Origin of the sequence: Deinococcus peraridilitoris DSM 19664 (assembly GCF_000317835.1) — a bacterium.
GTDB lineage: Bacteria > Deinococcota > Deinococci > Deinococcales > Deinococcaceae > Deinococcus_A > Deinococcus_A peraridilitoris.
The window spans coordinates 1,624,989-1,639,782 of sequence record NC_019793.1 but is presented as its reverse complement, the minus strand read 5'-3'; the positions used below and the strand labels follow the sequence as shown (position 1 = coordinate 1,639,782).

The 14,794-nt window shown below is 62.4% G+C and carries 14 protein-coding genes and 1 pseudogene; 9 read left to right on the top strand and 6 right to left on the bottom strand.

The features are described 5' to 3' along the window. The first annotated feature begins 222 nt into the window (after positions 1-222). The 3 genes from DEIPE_RS08055 to DEIPE_RS08045 all read left to right on the top strand — a co-directional run bounded on the left by DEIPE_RS08055 (position 223) and on the right by DEIPE_RS08045 (position 5,049). Positions 223-1,356, top strand: a complete 1,134-nt coding sequence (locus tag DEIPE_RS08055) for a tyrosine-type recombinase/integrase (RefSeq protein ID WP_015235491.1) — start codon at positions 223-225, stop codon at positions 1,354-1,356. Continuing rightward, entirely contained in the window at positions 1,353-3,680 is a 2,328-nt protein-coding gene (locus DEIPE_RS08050; protein ID WP_015235490.1) for a DUF927 domain-containing protein, read from the top strand. Before DEIPE_RS08055 ends, DEIPE_RS08050 begins: the two co-directional genes overlap by 4 nt. A 178-nt stretch (positions 3,681-3,858) precedes the next feature. Beyond that, positions 3,859-5,049: a tyrosine-type recombinase/integrase gene (locus tag DEIPE_RS08045; RefSeq protein WP_015235489.1), complete on the top strand. Its 1,191-nt coding sequence runs from the start codon at positions 3,859-3,861 to the stop codon at positions 5,047-5,049. A gap of 262 nt (positions 5,050-5,311) precedes the next feature. Here the strand turns inward: DEIPE_RS08045 and DEIPE_RS08040 are convergent, their stop codons facing one another. Further along, positions 5,312-6,115, bottom strand: coding sequence for an ImmA/IrrE family metallo-endopeptidase (locus DEIPE_RS08040; RefSeq protein ID WP_041230770.1), 804 nt, complete (start codon positions 6,113-6,115; stop codon positions 5,312-5,314). A 35-nt stretch (positions 6,116-6,150) separates the two neighbouring features. Then, on the bottom strand, positions 6,151-6,561 hold the full coding sequence (locus DEIPE_RS08035) for a helix-turn-helix domain-containing protein (protein WP_015235486.1): 411 nt from the start codon (positions 6,559-6,561) through the stop codon (positions 6,151-6,153). A 162-nt stretch (positions 6,562-6,723) separates the two neighbouring features. Between DEIPE_RS08035 and DEIPE_RS08030 the strand changes: the two genes are divergently transcribed. The 3 genes from DEIPE_RS08030 to DEIPE_RS08020 are packed head-to-tail and all read left to right on the top strand — an operon-like array spanning position 6,724 to position 8,523. Then, positions 6,724-7,005: a multiubiquitin domain-containing protein gene (locus DEIPE_RS08030; protein WP_015235485.1), complete on the top strand. Its 282-nt coding sequence runs from the start codon at positions 6,724-6,726 to the stop codon at positions 7,003-7,005. After that, positions 6,980-8,164, top strand: coding sequence for a ThiF family adenylyltransferase (locus tag DEIPE_RS08025; RefSeq protein WP_015235484.1), 1,185 nt, complete (start codon positions 6,980-6,982; stop codon positions 8,162-8,164). The genes DEIPE_RS08030 and DEIPE_RS08025 overlap by 26 nt, the downstream gene beginning before the upstream one ends. Next, the gene (locus DEIPE_RS08020) at positions 8,161-8,523 is read left to right on the top strand and encodes a ubiquitination-like system serine protease family protein (protein ID WP_015235483.1); all 363 of its coding nucleotides are present in this window, start codon (positions 8,161-8,163) and stop codon (positions 8,521-8,523) included. The genes DEIPE_RS08025 and DEIPE_RS08020 overlap by 4 nt, the downstream gene beginning before the upstream one ends. Positions 8,524-8,574: 51 nt before the next feature. Here DEIPE_RS08020 and DEIPE_RS08015 read toward each other — a convergent pair whose 3' ends face one another. After that, positions 8,575-9,084, bottom strand: coding sequence for a hypothetical protein (locus DEIPE_RS08015; RefSeq protein ID WP_157448803.1), 510 nt, complete (start codon positions 9,082-9,084; stop codon positions 8,575-8,577). Between the two features lie 297 nt (positions 9,085-9,381). Between DEIPE_RS08015 and DEIPE_RS08010 the strand changes: the two are divergent. Then, positions 9,382-10,270: pseudogene (locus DEIPE_RS08010) on the top strand (IS5 family transposase). Positions 10,271-10,474: 204 nt separating this feature from the next. Here DEIPE_RS08010 and DEIPE_RS08005 read toward each other — a convergent pair. After that, positions 10,475-10,675: a hypothetical protein gene (locus DEIPE_RS08005; protein ID WP_015235481.1), complete on the bottom strand. Its 201-nt coding sequence runs from the start codon at positions 10,673-10,675 to the stop codon at positions 10,475-10,477. A gap of 1,231 nt (positions 10,676-11,906) precedes the next feature. Between DEIPE_RS08005 and DEIPE_RS07995 the strand changes: the two genes are divergently transcribed. Together DEIPE_RS07995 and DEIPE_RS07990 are read left to right on the top strand one after the other, a co-directional pair. After that, positions 11,907-12,386 carry a hypothetical protein gene (locus tag DEIPE_RS07995; protein ID WP_015235480.1) on the top strand — a complete coding sequence of 160 codons (480 nt, stop codon included), beginning with the start codon at positions 11,907-11,909 and terminating at the stop codon, positions 12,384-12,386. Positions 12,387-12,486: 100 nt separating this feature from the next. Further along, the gene (locus DEIPE_RS07990) at positions 12,487-12,927 is read left to right on the top strand and encodes a very short patch repair endonuclease (RefSeq protein ID WP_245557609.1); all 441 of its coding nucleotides are present in this window, start codon (positions 12,487-12,489) and stop codon (positions 12,925-12,927) included. Here the strand turns inward: DEIPE_RS07990 and DEIPE_RS07985 are convergent. Together DEIPE_RS07985 and drmC are read right to left on the bottom strand one after the other, a co-directional pair. After that, positions 12,910-14,055 carry a DNA cytosine methyltransferase gene (locus DEIPE_RS07985; protein WP_217218466.1) on the bottom strand — a complete coding sequence of 382 codons (1,146 nt, stop codon included), beginning with the start codon at positions 14,053-14,055 and terminating at the stop codon, positions 12,910-12,912. The two genes, DEIPE_RS07990 and DEIPE_RS07985, sit on opposite strands and share 18 nt — an antisense overlap. Continuing rightward, positions 14,052-14,783: a DISARM system phospholipase D-like protein DrmC gene (gene drmC, locus DEIPE_RS07980; protein ID WP_041231301.1), complete on the bottom strand. Its 732-nt coding sequence runs from the start codon at positions 14,781-14,783 to the stop codon at positions 14,052-14,054. The genes DEIPE_RS07985 and drmC overlap by 4 nt, the downstream gene beginning before the upstream one ends. Between the last annotated feature and the right edge of the window lie 11 nt (positions 14,784-14,794).

The window sequence follows — 14,794 nt, the reverse complement described above, 5'->3', positions numbered from 1 at the left end:
GGCGCCCTGACAGGCCACCATCGCCTTGCAGCCCGACGACAAGCCACGGTGCACGCGGCACCTCACCGTGCCCTCGCGTTTCACTTCAACCCAGCGCATCCTTCGCCGAACCCGACCGGGTTCGGACTTCGTCATTCCGGAGCTGACCATGTACACACCCCGCACGCCCCGTCCACGAGCTGTTCAGACCAACTCCCCTGCCCTGAAAAGGTCACGTCCAGCATGACTTCACGTTCTCGACGCAGCAACGGAGAAGGCAATATCCGGCCACTCCCCAGCACCAACTGGAATTGGCGTCACACCGTGGGCACCACCGTGGATGGCCGTCAGCTCATGGAAAGTGGCACCGAACCCACCAGGCGAGAAGCAGAGCGAGTCTTACGGGAATCCATCACCGACTTTGAGCGTGGCCTCACCCCCCTCCCGAAATTCTTGACCGTCGAGCAATGGCTGCGTCAATGGCTGAACGTCAAACGCGCCGAGCTGGCCCTCACCACGCACGCCAACTACAAACACCTCATCGACCGGCACATCCTCCCAACTTTGGGTGACAAGCGCGTCCAAGTCCTGAAGCCCAGTGACTTACGCGAACTGTACGCCCAGTTGGTCGAACGAGGCTACGCCAAGTCCACCGTGCGGCAAGTCAGTGTTATCCTGAGCTGCGCTTTGCAGGACGCGCTGTACGACGAGATCGTCGTCCGTAACGTCGCGCAGTTCGCTCCGCTCCCCAACACCAAAGCACCCGAGAAGGCCCGCGCGTTGGACGTTCCTGAAGTGCGGCAGTTTTTGGCCGTCGCGCGAAGCCATCACCTCGGTGTCCTGTTCGAAGTGGCCCTCGCGACCGGCTTGCGCCGCGGGGAAATCTGCGCCCTCAAATGGCGCTGCGTCGACCTGAATTCCGGGACCTTGCTGGTCCGCGAGAATCTTCCCGTCGTGAACGGCCGCCCGGTGCCTGGTCCCCTCAAAACCGAAGCGAGTGCACGTGATATTCCCCTCGCTGCGGAAACCGTGGCGCTGTTGCGTGACCATTATGAACGACAAGCGCTCTATGCTCCTCACGCGGAGTCGTTTGTCTTCACGAACCCGGACGGCTCCTTCGTTAATCCCAACACCTTGTCCCGCTGGACGCGTCAGCTCGCCGTGAACGCCGGGCTGGGCCGTGTCCGCTTTCATGACTTGCGGCACACGCATGCCAGCCTGCTGCTGCGGCGTGGCGTGCCCGTCGAGGTGGTATCGCGTCACCTGGGGCACACCAACGTCGCGTTCACCCTCAGCCGCTACCGGCACGTCTACGCGGACGAGGGTCGCGTGCATGCCGTGGGGCTCAGTGCCCTGCTGAGCGGCGGAGCGACGTGACCACCATCGCGCGCCCCCGCTCCTTCCCGCACCTGACTCCCCCACACCTCACGTTCCTGCAGGAGCGCGGCATCTCACCCAACGTGATTGGGGCGCGCGGGTACGGCAGCATTCACGACACGGAGGTCTTGTGGCAGATCGAGCCGCGCTTCGTCGGGTCGCAACGCCCGCACGGCCAGACGCTCGTCATTCCGCATTACCGTCTGGGGCAACAGGACCCGTTCGTGTTCAGCGTCCGTTATGGCGACACCCTCAACGGGGACTTCCGGCACCGCCAACGGCCCTACGACGTGCACCCCATCTTCGACCTGCTGCCCCTGCACAGGGAAGGCCTGCTCGATCCGTCCCGCCCGATCGTGTTCGTTCCGAGCGTCCTCGACGCGGACGCGCTCACGTCACGCGAGGGCCAGAGGGTCGTCCCGATCGCGCTGGAGGACATCGCCCGTTCCACCTCGACCTGGCCGGAACTCGATGAGGTGCGCTGGGAAGGCCGGCCCGTGACGCTGGCGTTCCCGGATCCGCACGCCGACCCACCCTTGCTGCGCGCCTTGCAACGCCTCGCGCGGGCCCTGTTGGGACGCCAGGCCCAAGTGCGTGACCTGTCGTCGGATGATGAAACGCAAGGCGGAGCGCGGTTGTTTCGCGGTGCGGCCTTCACGGACCAGAAGGTCCTCACCTTGCATCCTGAAACACGTCAGGAAGTGCTGCTTCCGGACGGTTTCGAGGAAGTCAACGGGAAGCTGTGCGAAACCGACGACAACAAAGGCAAGGTGCTGTACACCGGCCGGCTGTACGTCTCCGCGATTGGGACGAACGTCGCGACCGGCGAGCGCCTGTACGAAGTGAGCTTTGACGATGGCGGGCAACTGCAGGTCGTCACGGCGCCCAGCCGAACCTTCGCGCAGTCCGGCAGCCTGATCAGGCTGCTCAATGCGCGGGGCGCGTTCGTGCACAACGGTAACGCCGCGAAACTCGTGAAGTACCTCGCGGCCTGCGCCGCGCACAACATCCACACCCTGCCCAAGCGCCTGGTGAGCGACCGGCTGGGCATGCTGCCCAACGGGATGCTCGTGACACCCGCAGGGAGTACCGGCGGGCGTGTCCAGTACATCGGACGGTACGCCGATCACCTGACACTCCGTCCGGACGACAGCGCGTACCAGGAGGCCCTGCGGGTCGTCGCGACGTGGGAAGGGACGTCGGTGCTGTGGTGGCTGATCGGCCAGACGCTCGCTTCACCCTTCCTGCGGCGTCTCAAGCCGCGCCGTTACCCTGCGACGTACCTTGCGGGGGACTCCGGAACGGGCAAGACGACCAGCGGGAACTTCGCGCAAGGCGTCTGGGTGATGCCCGGTGAGGAACCGTTTCAACTGCAGGGCATGCGCACCACCCAGGCGGGCATGCTGCAGACCCTCGAGCAGCTCGGTGGGCTGCCGCTCTTGATCGACGAAGCGCACACCTGCCCGGACAGCGCGGGGTTGGAGCGCACGGTGTACTCGTTCGCGAACGGGCAGTCGTACGCCCGTGGTTCCGCACACGGGCAAGTGCAAGGCGGCGGCTTGCTCGGCGGAGCAATTCTTCTGGTCGGCGAAGCCCGCCCGGCCTTTCAGCACGCCGGAAGCCACAACCGCCTGCTGCTCCTCAGCGCCGATGAGCATCCGCCGCTTGGCGCGGATGCGGGACGCGCGACGCGGCTCGGGCAGGAACGTGCCCGCGTGCTGGAGGACGCCTGGGAACGCGGCGCCGGGCACCTGGGGCCGCAGGTGGCCCGGGTGGTGCTGGAGGACTGGGCGGCGTTCGAAGCGCGCGTGCGTGACAGGCGCGCTCAGGAGGACCTGCGGGCCCTGCAGGAGTGGGGGCACGCGGTCGCGGCCGTGCAGGCGACCCTGAACGTGCTGTTCACTGCGGTGCTGCGCTGCCCTCCGCCAAGGGAGGTAACGGCGTTGCCAGTTTTCCTGAGTGAGCAGCTGCGCGCGCACCGCAGCGCCAGTAACCCGGCGAGAGAAGCCTTCGAGGACCTGCGCATGCTGATCCTGCAGGCGCGTCGACATCAGGGTCCGGGTAGCGTCACGCTACACGTCGGGCGGGAGTTGATCGCGTGGCAGGACGACGCGCACACTTTCGTCCTGACGGGCACCCGGGCCTTCAAGGGTCGCCTCGGTGAACTCGGGGTGCAGTTGCACGGCAAGCGCTGGGCGGAGCAGGGTTGGATTGCTCCGGATGCGAAGAGTGGCGCAAGTACCCGCTCGGTGTACTGCGCCATGACCAAAGGACAGGTGCGCGTGCTGGCCGTCCCGAACAGCGCAGTCGTCGGTGACGGCTGACCAGAGGTGTGAGGTGGGTGGAAGGTCAGGAAAGCCTCGCTGAGCGCGGAGTTCCGGGGTGTTCTCCCATCTCACGTCCCATCCGCGCGTGCGTAGGCATGCGACTCGCTATGGCGCGCAGTTAGAGCGAACATCCCACACCAGGCGCAGCGACACGCGCGCTGGAAAGGGAAAACGCATGAAGCGACGCGACAACGGAGAAGGCTGTGTCAAGAAACTCCCCAGCGGCAGTCACCGCTGGCAGATCACCCTCGGCTTCGACGAGCACGGCAGGCAGATCCTCAAGAGTGGCACCGAGAGAAACAGGAAAGACGCGGATCAGGCGAGGATTCAGGCGCTGGCGGACCATCAGCGCGGCCTGCTGCCCATTCCCAGCCAAATCACCCTCGCGGACTGGTTGCCGAGATGGCTGGAGCTCAAACGCCCGAACCTCGCGCCGAAAACCTACGCCAATTACAAGTACGCCATCGAGAAGCACCTGACGCCGCTGCTGGGCAAGAAGAAGCTGCAGGACCTGAAACCGAGCGACGTGAAGGGCGCGTACGGCCAACTCGCCGATCGGGGCTTCTCCAGGAGCCTGCTGCACCAAATCCGGGTGATCCTGCGCCAGGCACTGCAGGAAGCGTTGCTGGACGAGCTCGTCGCGCGGAATGTTGCGGAAGTGGCGAGGTTGCCGAGCTTCAAGCGCGGCAAGACCGCCAGGGCGCTGGATGCCGGGCAGCTCCAGGACTTCCTGGTGGTTGCGAGAAAGAGGCGACTCGGGCTGCTGTTCGAGTTCGTGGTGGCCACCGGACTGAGAAGGGGAGAGGTGGTGGCGTTGCGCTGGGCGAACGTGGACCTCGACGCTGGAGTGCTGCACGTCCGCGAGAACGTCACGGTGGTGGACGGACAGCCGGTGCTGGGCCCTCCGAAGACGGAGTCGGGTATCCGCACGCTGCACCTCGCACCGGAAACCGTGGCGCTGCTGCACAAACACCGCAAAGCACAGGACGAGGAGCAGCGCACCACCGAGGACTGGCGTGACTCCGGGTCCGTATTCACGAACCGCCGCGGAGAGCGATTGCATCCGGATACGCTCAGCCACTTCGCGAGCGTCATCGCGGACAAAGCGAAACTGGGTGGCGTGCGTTTTCATGATCTGCGGCACAGTTACGCTTCGCTGATGCTGTCCAAAGGCGTTCCGATGGAAGTGGTGAGTGAGAAGCTCGGGCACTCCCGGCCGAGCACCACGGCGGACATCTACCGGCATGTGTTTCTGGAGGAGCACGAGCGGCACACCTGGGGCTTGCCGGACCTCCTCACGCCCGTGCCGCTCAGGTTGCGCAGCGCGGCGAAGCGGCACGGGATGGAAGAAGAACCCGCCGCTTGAGGATAAAAGCAATCGGGGCCGCTTCACTCGGCGGCCTCTGTTTTTTACTGTCTCGTGCTGAGCTTTGTAGCTAGCATAAACACGTTTGAAACACTCCTCGCGTTTGACTTCTACTGAGTATGCATTGGATGTTGTGTACCATCTGGATTCAGATGATGCCGCAGCGTAAGCCGTAGAAGGTGTGTTCAAGCAGCTTTCGCTGTTGCCACCTCTACCGATAATCAAAAAATATTCGGGCAGTCAAGCAAACAGTTAATTATGGTTAGAACAGAGCGGGCTGCCGATCGTCAATTCGAATAACGTGCTCAGCACGATTGAAGAAGGCAAGTGTACGGCCCCGACCATCTAAACAAGCCCGCACTCGCATAATCCAGCCCCGGTTCCCGTTACTAAACGGCACGGGTGCGTCAAACATCTCCATTATGTCAGGCGCAAAACTTGAGGTGCGGAGGGCATGCTGCTCCTCGACGAGGAAGTTTCGCCCAATTGGATAGGATTTTGCATGCCCGTGGTTGACACTGTCCAGGACGAGACCTTTGGCGTTCATAAGCACGCCAAACGAAGGTACGTCTCGGTGCCACATCACACGTCGCAAGGCTGCTTGTGCCGAGGCGCCGCTACGAGTGACAAGGAAGAGGGCTGTCAGCGGGCTATGGCCGTGAACACGGACAGCCTCCTGTAGCAGATGATTCGGCATCAGGAGTAAGGCTGCAGCCGCGTCGCACAAATCCTCTTCGTGGTGCTTCGCTGCTTCAGGCGAGTGATGGAAGATGTCCTTGAGCCGAGCTCTCAAGTACCCGTCTTCCGATTCTTCAAAAAGGTGGTGCGCAATCTCATGGAGACCGCTGAATCGGGCACGCTGTTCAGCAACCTGCTCGTCCACTACGATGAAGCGCTCGCCTGAAGTTGTGATGGCTTGGTTTGAGCGCCCAGCTACCACAGTCACGCCAAGCCGCTGTGCGAGCGCACGGTAGTCGGTGGTGAACTCGTGCTCGGCATGCCGACGTTCGACTTCTCGAAGGAATGCGTCACGAATTTGGTGAAGGGAGAGCTCGTCGTCGAGCACGCCGGAAGTGTAGCGCGCTCAGCGTTGCCAGGCTGTCAACTTTGCTTGGCTGCCAAGGCCCGACGCAAATCCACGAAGATGGTGAGCCAATCGTCGGGTTCTTCAGGTCGACGGCCACGTAAGCGAATGCCGTTCAGCATGTTCTGCCAATCGCGGTCGTGCAGCTCGGGAAACTTCTCTCCGTACTCGTTGATGAAGCGCGCAAGCGCAACGTCGAGATTGACGGTGGAGTGTTCGCCTGTGAGGCCAGCGGTAAGGTCCTCAAGGGTGACGCCGTAAAGGTTGGCGAGCTTGATCAGGACGTCCAGTGTCGGATTGCCTTCGTCACTTTCGAGCTTAGAAAGGTACGTGACGGAGATGTCCGCCTCACGGGCTGCTTCGCGCATGGATTTGTTGCGCTCGACGCGAAATTGCCGCAGGCGCTGGCCAAAAGTGCTATCCAACATGCTCTGTCTCAGTTGACAGAATGGCGATAGTGTATTTCATCAGTTGACACCCACATTGGCTCATGATACCGTCCACTATAGAGGTACTAATCGTAATTTTGATAGTCCTCAGTTGACGGATGCGGTTAGTGCAATCCCTATCACCCACGATCAGGAGGACCCATGACGACACCCTCGACCCAACACAACGACGATCACGGCCGCGACAAGGTCACGACCATCATCGTCAACGGCCGTGAAAAGCAAGTGACGGACAAGGAAATGACGTACGACCAAGTCGTGCATCTTGCCTACGACAACCCGCCCAGCGGACCTAACGTCCTGATTACTGTCACGTTTCGCCGTGGCCACGGAGATAAACCTGAGGGCAGCCTGACTGCCGGGTCCAGCGTTCGCCTTAAGGAAGGCATGATCTTCAATGTCGTCCTCACTGATAAGTCGTAGTTCGGACCTTACCCGGCTCGTCAACGACGGATACCGGGTGGAAGTCCGCAACAATTACCTACTGATCAGGGACGTCCCGTACGTGAATGCCGAACGCGAGGTAAAGTTCGGCATTCTCGTTTCGGAGCTCACCCTTGCCGGCGACATCACGACCACGCCTAGCACACATGTTGCCTACTTTATTGGGGGCCACCCCTGCAGAAGTGACGGCACCAAACTCTCGGCGATCGAGCACCAAACGTTTACTCAGCAGCTTGATCACGAATTAACTGTTCACCATTCGTTTTCGAGCAAGCCGCCTCAGGGGTATGGGGACTACTACGACAAGATGACTACCTACGCTGCGATCCTGAGTTCGCAGGCGCAAGTCATCGATTCCACGGTTACGCAGCGCGGACGGGTAACTCTGGACGAGCAGGCTGAAGCGGCGGAAGATTCGGTGTTCCATTACCGCGACACCGCTTCCAGCCGCGCGGAGATCAACCTGTTGGCTCGCAAGCTCGAGGTCGAAAAAATCGCCATTGTCGGGTTGGGTGGAACGGGCGGTTACATGCTCGATCTCGTCGCCAAGACCCCCGTCAAACAAATTCATATCTTTGACGGTGACACCTTCTCGAATCACAATGCTTTTCGTGCTCCTGGGGCGCCTACCCTTGAGGACTTGCGCGACCGGCCTCAAAAGGCCGCGTACTTCCACGACATTTACTCCCGAATGCACCGCGGCATCGTGTGCCACGATTTTTACATTGAGCAGTCGAACGTGCACCTGCTCACAGAAATGGACTTCGTGTTCATTTGCTTGGAAGGTGTCGCGGCGCGCAATTTGGTCGTTTCCGCGCTCCGCGCCGTCAACGTGCCGTTCATTGACGTTGGGATGGGGTTGTCGGTTGTTGACGAACGGCTGCTCGGCTCCCTTCGCGTGACGACGGAGACACGTGAGCGCACGGCCCGAGGCGTGAGCCCCCACCTGCCTTTGGGCGACGTGCCCGCGGACGACGTGTACTCCCGCAACGTCCAAGTGGCGGACCTCAACGCCCTCAATGCCGCCTTGGCAGTCATTCGGTGGAAGAAGTTATGCGGCTTTTACGCCGATTTCGACAACGAGCGGCACAGCGTGTACAGCATCGACGGCAACCACTTGCTCAACGAGGATACGTGACAGCACTTCACCACGAGTTCGTGACCGCCATTCCCGCACGCTTGGAGGACAGCGTAGTGTACGTGAGCATCGTGTATGCCACAGTCGCTCACAAGTGCGCTTGCGGTTGTGGCCAGGAAGTTAACCTCCCCCTTAGCCCGACTGACTGGTCGCTTATTTACGACGGGGAAACGGTCTCGCTCTCTCCGTCCATCGGCAACTGGAGCTTGCCCTGCCAGTCTCACTATTGGATCAAAAACGACAAGGTGGTGTGGGCGAAGGCATGGAGTCAAAAACGGATTGAGCAGGGCAGGAAAGCGGACCAGCGAAAGAAGGGCAAGTTTTTCGCAGCCCGATTCAAGCGTGAGCAACAGGATTAACATCGCAAAGCGCCCACTTGTGAGCAATGACCGATCAGTAACGCTGGTCGGTCATTCCTCCTTTGTGGATATGAGGTCCGCTATCTGGCGCAGAGTTCTTTCGACACCGCCTTCCTCGAAGACGACCTCCACCTCGAAGGGTTCGTTTGGCGCACCGAGCAAGTACGCCCGGACCCAAAACAGTCCTTCCTCGAAGCCGACGACCATCAGGATATGACGGTCGTCGAACAAGCCGAGCTTCAGACCGCGCCTAAACCAAGCTGCATCCCGCTCCGCCTCCGCGAGCTGCTCGTCGGAATGAATGAGCCAGTTGCCGCACCAGTCCGCGTGGCCTTGCAGCACCTCCCCAACCGCTTCACTCCACCCCAGCGTGAAACGCGCGTCGATGTCGAGCACGCCGCGTTCCTCGTCGTGCTTGTACCACCACGGCAACCCGCTCGTGCCTGCCAGCAGCACGTGCAGCGTGTCTTGAAAGTGATGCCCGAAGATCAGGCCGCCCCGCGTGCGTCCCGGCAAGCCGAGTTGCCGCTGTAGGAACTTCCAAGCGGTCGCGTATAGCACCACCTTCTCGATGTTGTCTGGCTTCGTGGAGGACGACAGGCGGAATTTCGGCCGTTGACCCAAGGTGCGTTTCAAGGCTCGCATGAGTTGTGATGTTCGCTCTAAATGCCCAGGCGAGGGTGTGTAAAGGCTGTGGTGCGCTTGTACCAGCGAGGCGTTTTATGGGGCAGTGCTACCTGCAAGCCACCATCTGTATTCAGGGTGGCGCGGCCCGGGCCTGTACCTTCCACGCACTGCTAAAGTGCGTCTGATAAAGCGCTGAGACGGTATTTTTGTGGTCCGGGAGTAGGCTGAGGGATGGCCACCTCAGGGTACGCGAACGATTTGACGGACGAAGAATGGGTCATCCTCGAACCCCACCTTCCTGAAGCACGCCACCTTGGCCGACCACGCAAATGGTCCTTGCGGGAAATCCTCAACGGCCTGTTCTACATCCTGCGCGGCGGGAACGCCTGTCTTGGGCAGAGCAGGCTCCAAAGCGCTTTGGAGCCTTGCCCGCTGGCGGATGATGCCTCACGATTTGCCACCGTGGCAGACGGTGTATCACTACCATCGTTTGTGGCGCATTGAAGGCGTGTGGGAAGCGTTGCACACGAGATTGCGGGAGATGGTGCGGGAACGAGCGGGAAAGGAAACCACGCCCAGCGCAGGAATCATTGACAGCCAGACCGTCAAGACCACTGAGGCGGGCGGCCCACGAGGCTACGACGGTGGCAAGAAGGTCAATGGGCGCAAGCGCCACTTGCTGGTCGATACCCTCGGGCTGGTGATGCGGGTGAAGGTGCACAAGGCTGACATCCAGGACCGATCTGGCGCCACGTTGCTGCTCGATAACCTCAAAACGACCTTCCCACGCATGAACGTGGTCTTCGCGGACATGGGGTACAGCGGGAAACTCGCGAACTGGATGAAAGAAGAGCTGGGCTGGAAGCTGGAAATCATCAAGCACCCCTGGTCTGGGTGGCAGGGAACGTGGGTTGAAGTGAACAGCCCTGCGCCAGCTCCCATCGAGGTTCCTGCTGGCTTCGTCGTACTGAAAAAAAGGTGGATCGTCGAGCGGACCTTCGCTTGGTTGGGCAAATCGAGACGGTTGGCAAAGGATTACGAGGCGCTGGTGGAAACCGCTGAAGCGGTGGTGTACGAGGTGATGATCCGGCTGATGCTGAGATGGCTGGCCAGAGTATGAATCGCCAGGAATTGGCGTTGCGTCGTTTATAGGCCGTAGGGTGACTGCTCACGCCTTTGATGTCGTTACAGCGACCATTCGCCATTGGAGACGGGAGCTGCGCCGACAGGGCAGGAACGCCTTGCCGGCAACCCAGGATGGAGGACAGCCCACTTGCGCTACGAGACCTTCAAATTGAGACAGTTCCGCCGCAACAGCGCTTTATCAGACGCACTTTAGGTTATTCAGCGCTTCGCTCAGTGCAGGTGCGGTCAGCTCAGCCACCTCGCTCCAGCGGCGCAAGAGCGTCAAGCTGGTCGTGAAGCTCGCACCCTCTTCGGTGGCAAGGAGCTTCAAGGCGGCTCCATCGTCGGTTACTACGCCTACAGGATGGGGCGTCGTGTTGAGAGCTACCGCCATCGTCATCGCTTCTCCGTCATCCAAGCGCGCTCGCGAACGTCCTCGCCACGTCATCCCGGGTGGGCGGCCCCGTCTCGTTGGGCGGCGCGGGCGTCAGCCAGCCCGCCCGCGTCGCCCAACGGGGTGCGTCTCCTCGGTGTGCGTGGCCGTCCTGCCGATCGACTCGCGACTGCTGCCGCCATGGGTGCTCACGCGGGATCATGGTAGCCCTGGACCGCAGACCGGCTCGAAGCCTACGAGCCAGGCCAAGGAAAGGGAGCGTGCCAAGCCGCGCTCGCCAAGGCCACGCGGGACGCCGCTGCGGAACTCCGACGGCACCAGCGCGAAGCAGACGCGGCGCTGAAGCGCAAGGTCACGGGCGTGGTCGCCGCGGCGCAACGCAATCCTGATGCCCAGGCGAGAGCGATCAACTTCGCCGCGGCGTACCTTACCCACCACGCGCCCGAGTTCCTGACGGACGGCTGGAGCATGCGGGTGTTCGTGGGTTCCTGTCCCGCGTGCGACGAGTGGGGTGCCTGGTTCGACTTGAACCTGTTCTTACCCGTCCGCACACCCCTGGTGAAACGAGAGCACCCGAATGCGCCGTGGCGGAACTGCTGTCCGTCGTGCAGCAACGTCTACCCCTGGCCAGATCCCGTAGGTGTCAAAGTAACCGGAAGTCAGGTGCGTCAAAAGACGTCCCAGTGAAGGTTCCTGTGCGGCTACCGGTTACCAACTCCGAGCACGAATACTGGGTCGCGGAGGTGCTCTTCGTCACCGACGGGCCGGACGGCTCGACACACGAGGTCGCCGACGCGGTTGAAGGATGAAGCCCGTTCGTCATTCGAGTCACCGAAGGTAGACGCCACAAGGCGGCGGACAGGTGCGCTCACGGCCCGGCAGTGTCTGCTCTCGTGGAAGTTGATCGTACCGTTCGGGCGGTGCCGACCGTGCGGCAAGTTCTGATTTCGTGATTCTTCGACGGCCGCTCAATGGAAGCGGCAGACCCTCACCCAGTAGCACGAGGGCCTGCTTCACCATTCGCTGAACAACCCTGGAGCGTTCGTCAACACCTTTATCATCACTGGCTTAGTCCGCGTCGCTGGCTTGAGGGCAGGAGTGACGAGGGGCCAGGTATGGACCTGCGAGTCGCGAGCGCACCAACGGACGTGGACGAGCTACGTCAAGGAACCATAATATGCGTCCAGGACGCTGCCCGTTCACATTTATGAGAAAATCAGCTCCGTAATGTTGAGGCATGACGCCTAAAACCCGCATCGCGGCACACCCTCTGCATCGAACCTACGCACCCACTCTGGTCACGGCCGTACGACAGCGGCTGTGGGAACTGGGCATTCCGGCGCACACCGCATCGCAAAGTTTGCTTAGCAACCACGGGAGTTACTTGTCCGTGCTCGCGACCACGGTCGACCGTGGCCGTTCGACGACCGTCGGTACGGCCCTCCGTCTCATGCGCTCGGTGGGACTGATGATCGTTGCCGACGACGGTCACGCGATTCGCACACCGATTGAGTTCTGCGTGCGGCTCAGGGCGCACATGCGTGGGGCTGGACGTACACCTCAAGACCTCGCCAATCGCCTCTGTGCCGACCCTCGTACAATTCGCAAGTTACTGGCGGACCCGACGAACAGCAACCTGGAACGAGCATTGGACGCGATGATCGCGTTGGGCGTGCAGCTTGACATCGTGAAGGACGACGCGTGGCCGGGTCTCTGACGACGCTGTCGTCCTGGGTGACCAGCACGCTGGGCATGTCTTGTGGACTTCCTCAACGAAGGGTCATCACGCTCGAACGTTCGTGCGGCACGATGCGTTCGTGAAGGCGCCGATGTCCCGCGAACAGATTCGCGACCGCATGGCGAACGTTCGCCGCAGCGACACCGACATCGAGCTCGCCTTGCGGTCCGCGCTGCACCGTCGGGGGTTACGCTTTCGCAAGAACGTGAAAGGCTTGCCCGGATCGCCGGACGTCGTGTTTCCCAAGTGCAAGGTGGCGGTGTTCGTCGACGGCGACTTCTGGCACGGCTGGCGCTTCGAGGAACGGGGACACCGACTCAAGCCGTTCTGGCGGGCGAAGGTCGAGCAGAACATGGCGCGCGACCGACGCGACGTCGCCGCGCTGGAGGTGCTCGGCTGGCGCGTGCTGCGCGTCTGGGAGCACGAGATACGCAAAGAGCTGGACGACGTCGTCGAACGCGTCGTCCAGCTCGTCACCCGCCCCGAAAACGGACCTTCCGACTCAACCTGCGACGGGTGACGCCTGGGACGCGAGGTGAACTGCGACCGACTTGGCGACGACGCGCGCCAAGTCCACCGGAACCGCGTTCCCGATGTGGCGCCCCAGGTTCTCGAAGGTCCAGCGGCCGTTCGGAGGAACGAACTGGTAGGTGCGTGGAAACGTCTGCAACAGAGCCCCTTCGCGCAGTGAAATGGCGCGGTCCTGCTCGGGATGCCCGAAGCGGCCGTTGCCGAAACCGTAGAACTGCGTGGTGATTGTCGGCGAGGGACGATCCCACGACATGCGCCCGTACACGCTCGGGAAGGACTTACCCGTGCTTTTGCGGTGACAGTCCGCAACGAGCGTCTCGTCCCAGTCGCGCCACGTGCCGTCGGGCCGAGAAGCGCGGATTCTCTGGAGGTTTCGCTCGGTGAGACCGGCGGCCCAGTGCAGCGGGTCGGCCTCGTGACGCTGACCGGCCTTCAAGGGCGGCAGTTCCGACAGGACCTCGCGGACCGTTCGGTACGTCTCGGGCGTGTGAGTGGGGGGAAGGAATTCGATCGGCCCGAGGCGGGACGCGAGTAGCAACAGCCGCTTGCGGTTCTGGGGGATGCCGTAGTCGGGGCAGTTCACGTCGCGCCACGCGACGTGGTACCCCAACGACTCGAGCCGGTTCAGGAAGCCCTCGAACACCTCGCCGCCGTGGAAGGTGGCAAGACGGGTGACGTTCTCCATCGACACCACGTCGGGCTCCACCCGGGCGACCAGGTCGCAGAACACACTGAGCAGCTTCCAGTCGCCGTTCTGCTTCCCCTTCGTGTTGTTCGAGGAGAATGGCTGGCAAGGCGCGCAGCCCACCAGGACCTTCGTGTGGCCCGCGGGGTAGAACGCCCTCAAGGTGTCGGCCACGTCGAGCTCGTCGACGCTTTTGGCGACGAACACGCTGCCGGGGTTGTTGGTTTCGTAGGCGTACCGACAAGACGTGTCGACGTCGAGACCAGCGGCTACCCTGAAGCCTTCTCGGACGAAGCCGTGAGTGACGCCGCCGACGCCGCAGAAGACGTCGACGACGGTGGTGTTCGCGATTGCGCTGCGATGGCGGGGGGTTCGTCGTGGGGTCGGCACCGTGATCGGCCTCACTCTACCAACCTTCACGCGCGAGGTCACGCCGGGACGAGCACCCTCGTGTCGACCAACGCGCGTAGGTGCCGGTCGAGTTGCTCGGGCACGCGTCCGCCCACGATGGACACGCCGAGTTCCATGTTGCGGTCGAGCGCAGCGTCGGTGATGTTCGCGCTGGTCACCAGACAGGCGTGGCCGTCCACGACGACGCACTTGGCGTGCACCGCCCCGGTCTTGGCGGCGGGATTCCATTCGTACAATGTCGCCAACGGCACGCGCGACCTCAGCAACGCGATCGAGTCGACAGACAGCCGCCCCCCTCGCTCGGCCGACGTCTCGAGCAGAATCGAGACGTTCACCCCTCGCCCGCAAGCTTGGTTCAGGGCCTTGACGACACTGTCGACCACGTACGCCACGTAGCTGACGAGGAAGACACGCTCGTGCGCCCCGTCGATCAGTTCGAGCAGGACGCGTTCGGTGTGGCGCACCGACAGGAATGGGGACGTCGGACCGGTCCAAGCGAGGGCGACCTCCGACGCGCGCCTCAGTTCGCTCGCCGTGGATACCGCACCGCGCAGGGCGCTCGCGAGCTGTGCTCCCGGGACGGGCTCCGCCATCCAGCCGGCGCCGAGCGAGGAGACGACCTCCGACGCGGCGCCAGGCAGCACGTGGTCGAGTTCGCGAGGAAGATCGCTTCCCTCGACGTAGCGCGCGAGCTGCTCGACGCGCTCGGGCGGAAGCGCAGCCGCGAGACGCGCCACAGCCTGCCACAAGCTGCCTGCGG

Coding starts and splice junctions, on each gene's coding strand:
- DEIPE_RS08055 (WP_015235491.1), top strand. CDS start 223: ATGACTTCACGTTCTCGACGCAGCAACGGAGAAGGCAATATCCGGCCA.
- DEIPE_RS08045 (WP_015235489.1), top strand. CDS start 3,859: ATGAAGCGACGCGACAACGGAGAAGGCTGTGTCAAGAAACTCCCCAGC.
- DEIPE_RS08035 (WP_015235486.1), bottom strand. CDS start 6,561: ATGTTGGATAGCACTTTTGGCCAGCGCCTGCGGCAATTTCGCGTCGAG.
- DEIPE_RS08030 (WP_015235485.1), top strand. CDS start 6,724: ATGACGACACCCTCGACCCAACACAACGACGATCACGGCCGCGACAAG.
- DEIPE_RS08025 (WP_015235484.1), top strand. CDS start 6,980: ATGTCGTCCTCACTGATAAGTCGTAGTTCGGACCTTACCCGGCTCGTC.
- DEIPE_RS08005 (WP_015235481.1), bottom strand. CDS start 10,675: ATGACGATGGCGGTAGCTCTCAACACGACGCCCCATCCTGTAGGCGTA.
- DEIPE_RS07995 (WP_015235480.1), top strand. CDS start 11,907: ATGACGCCTAAAACCCGCATCGCGGCACACCCTCTGCATCGAACCTAC.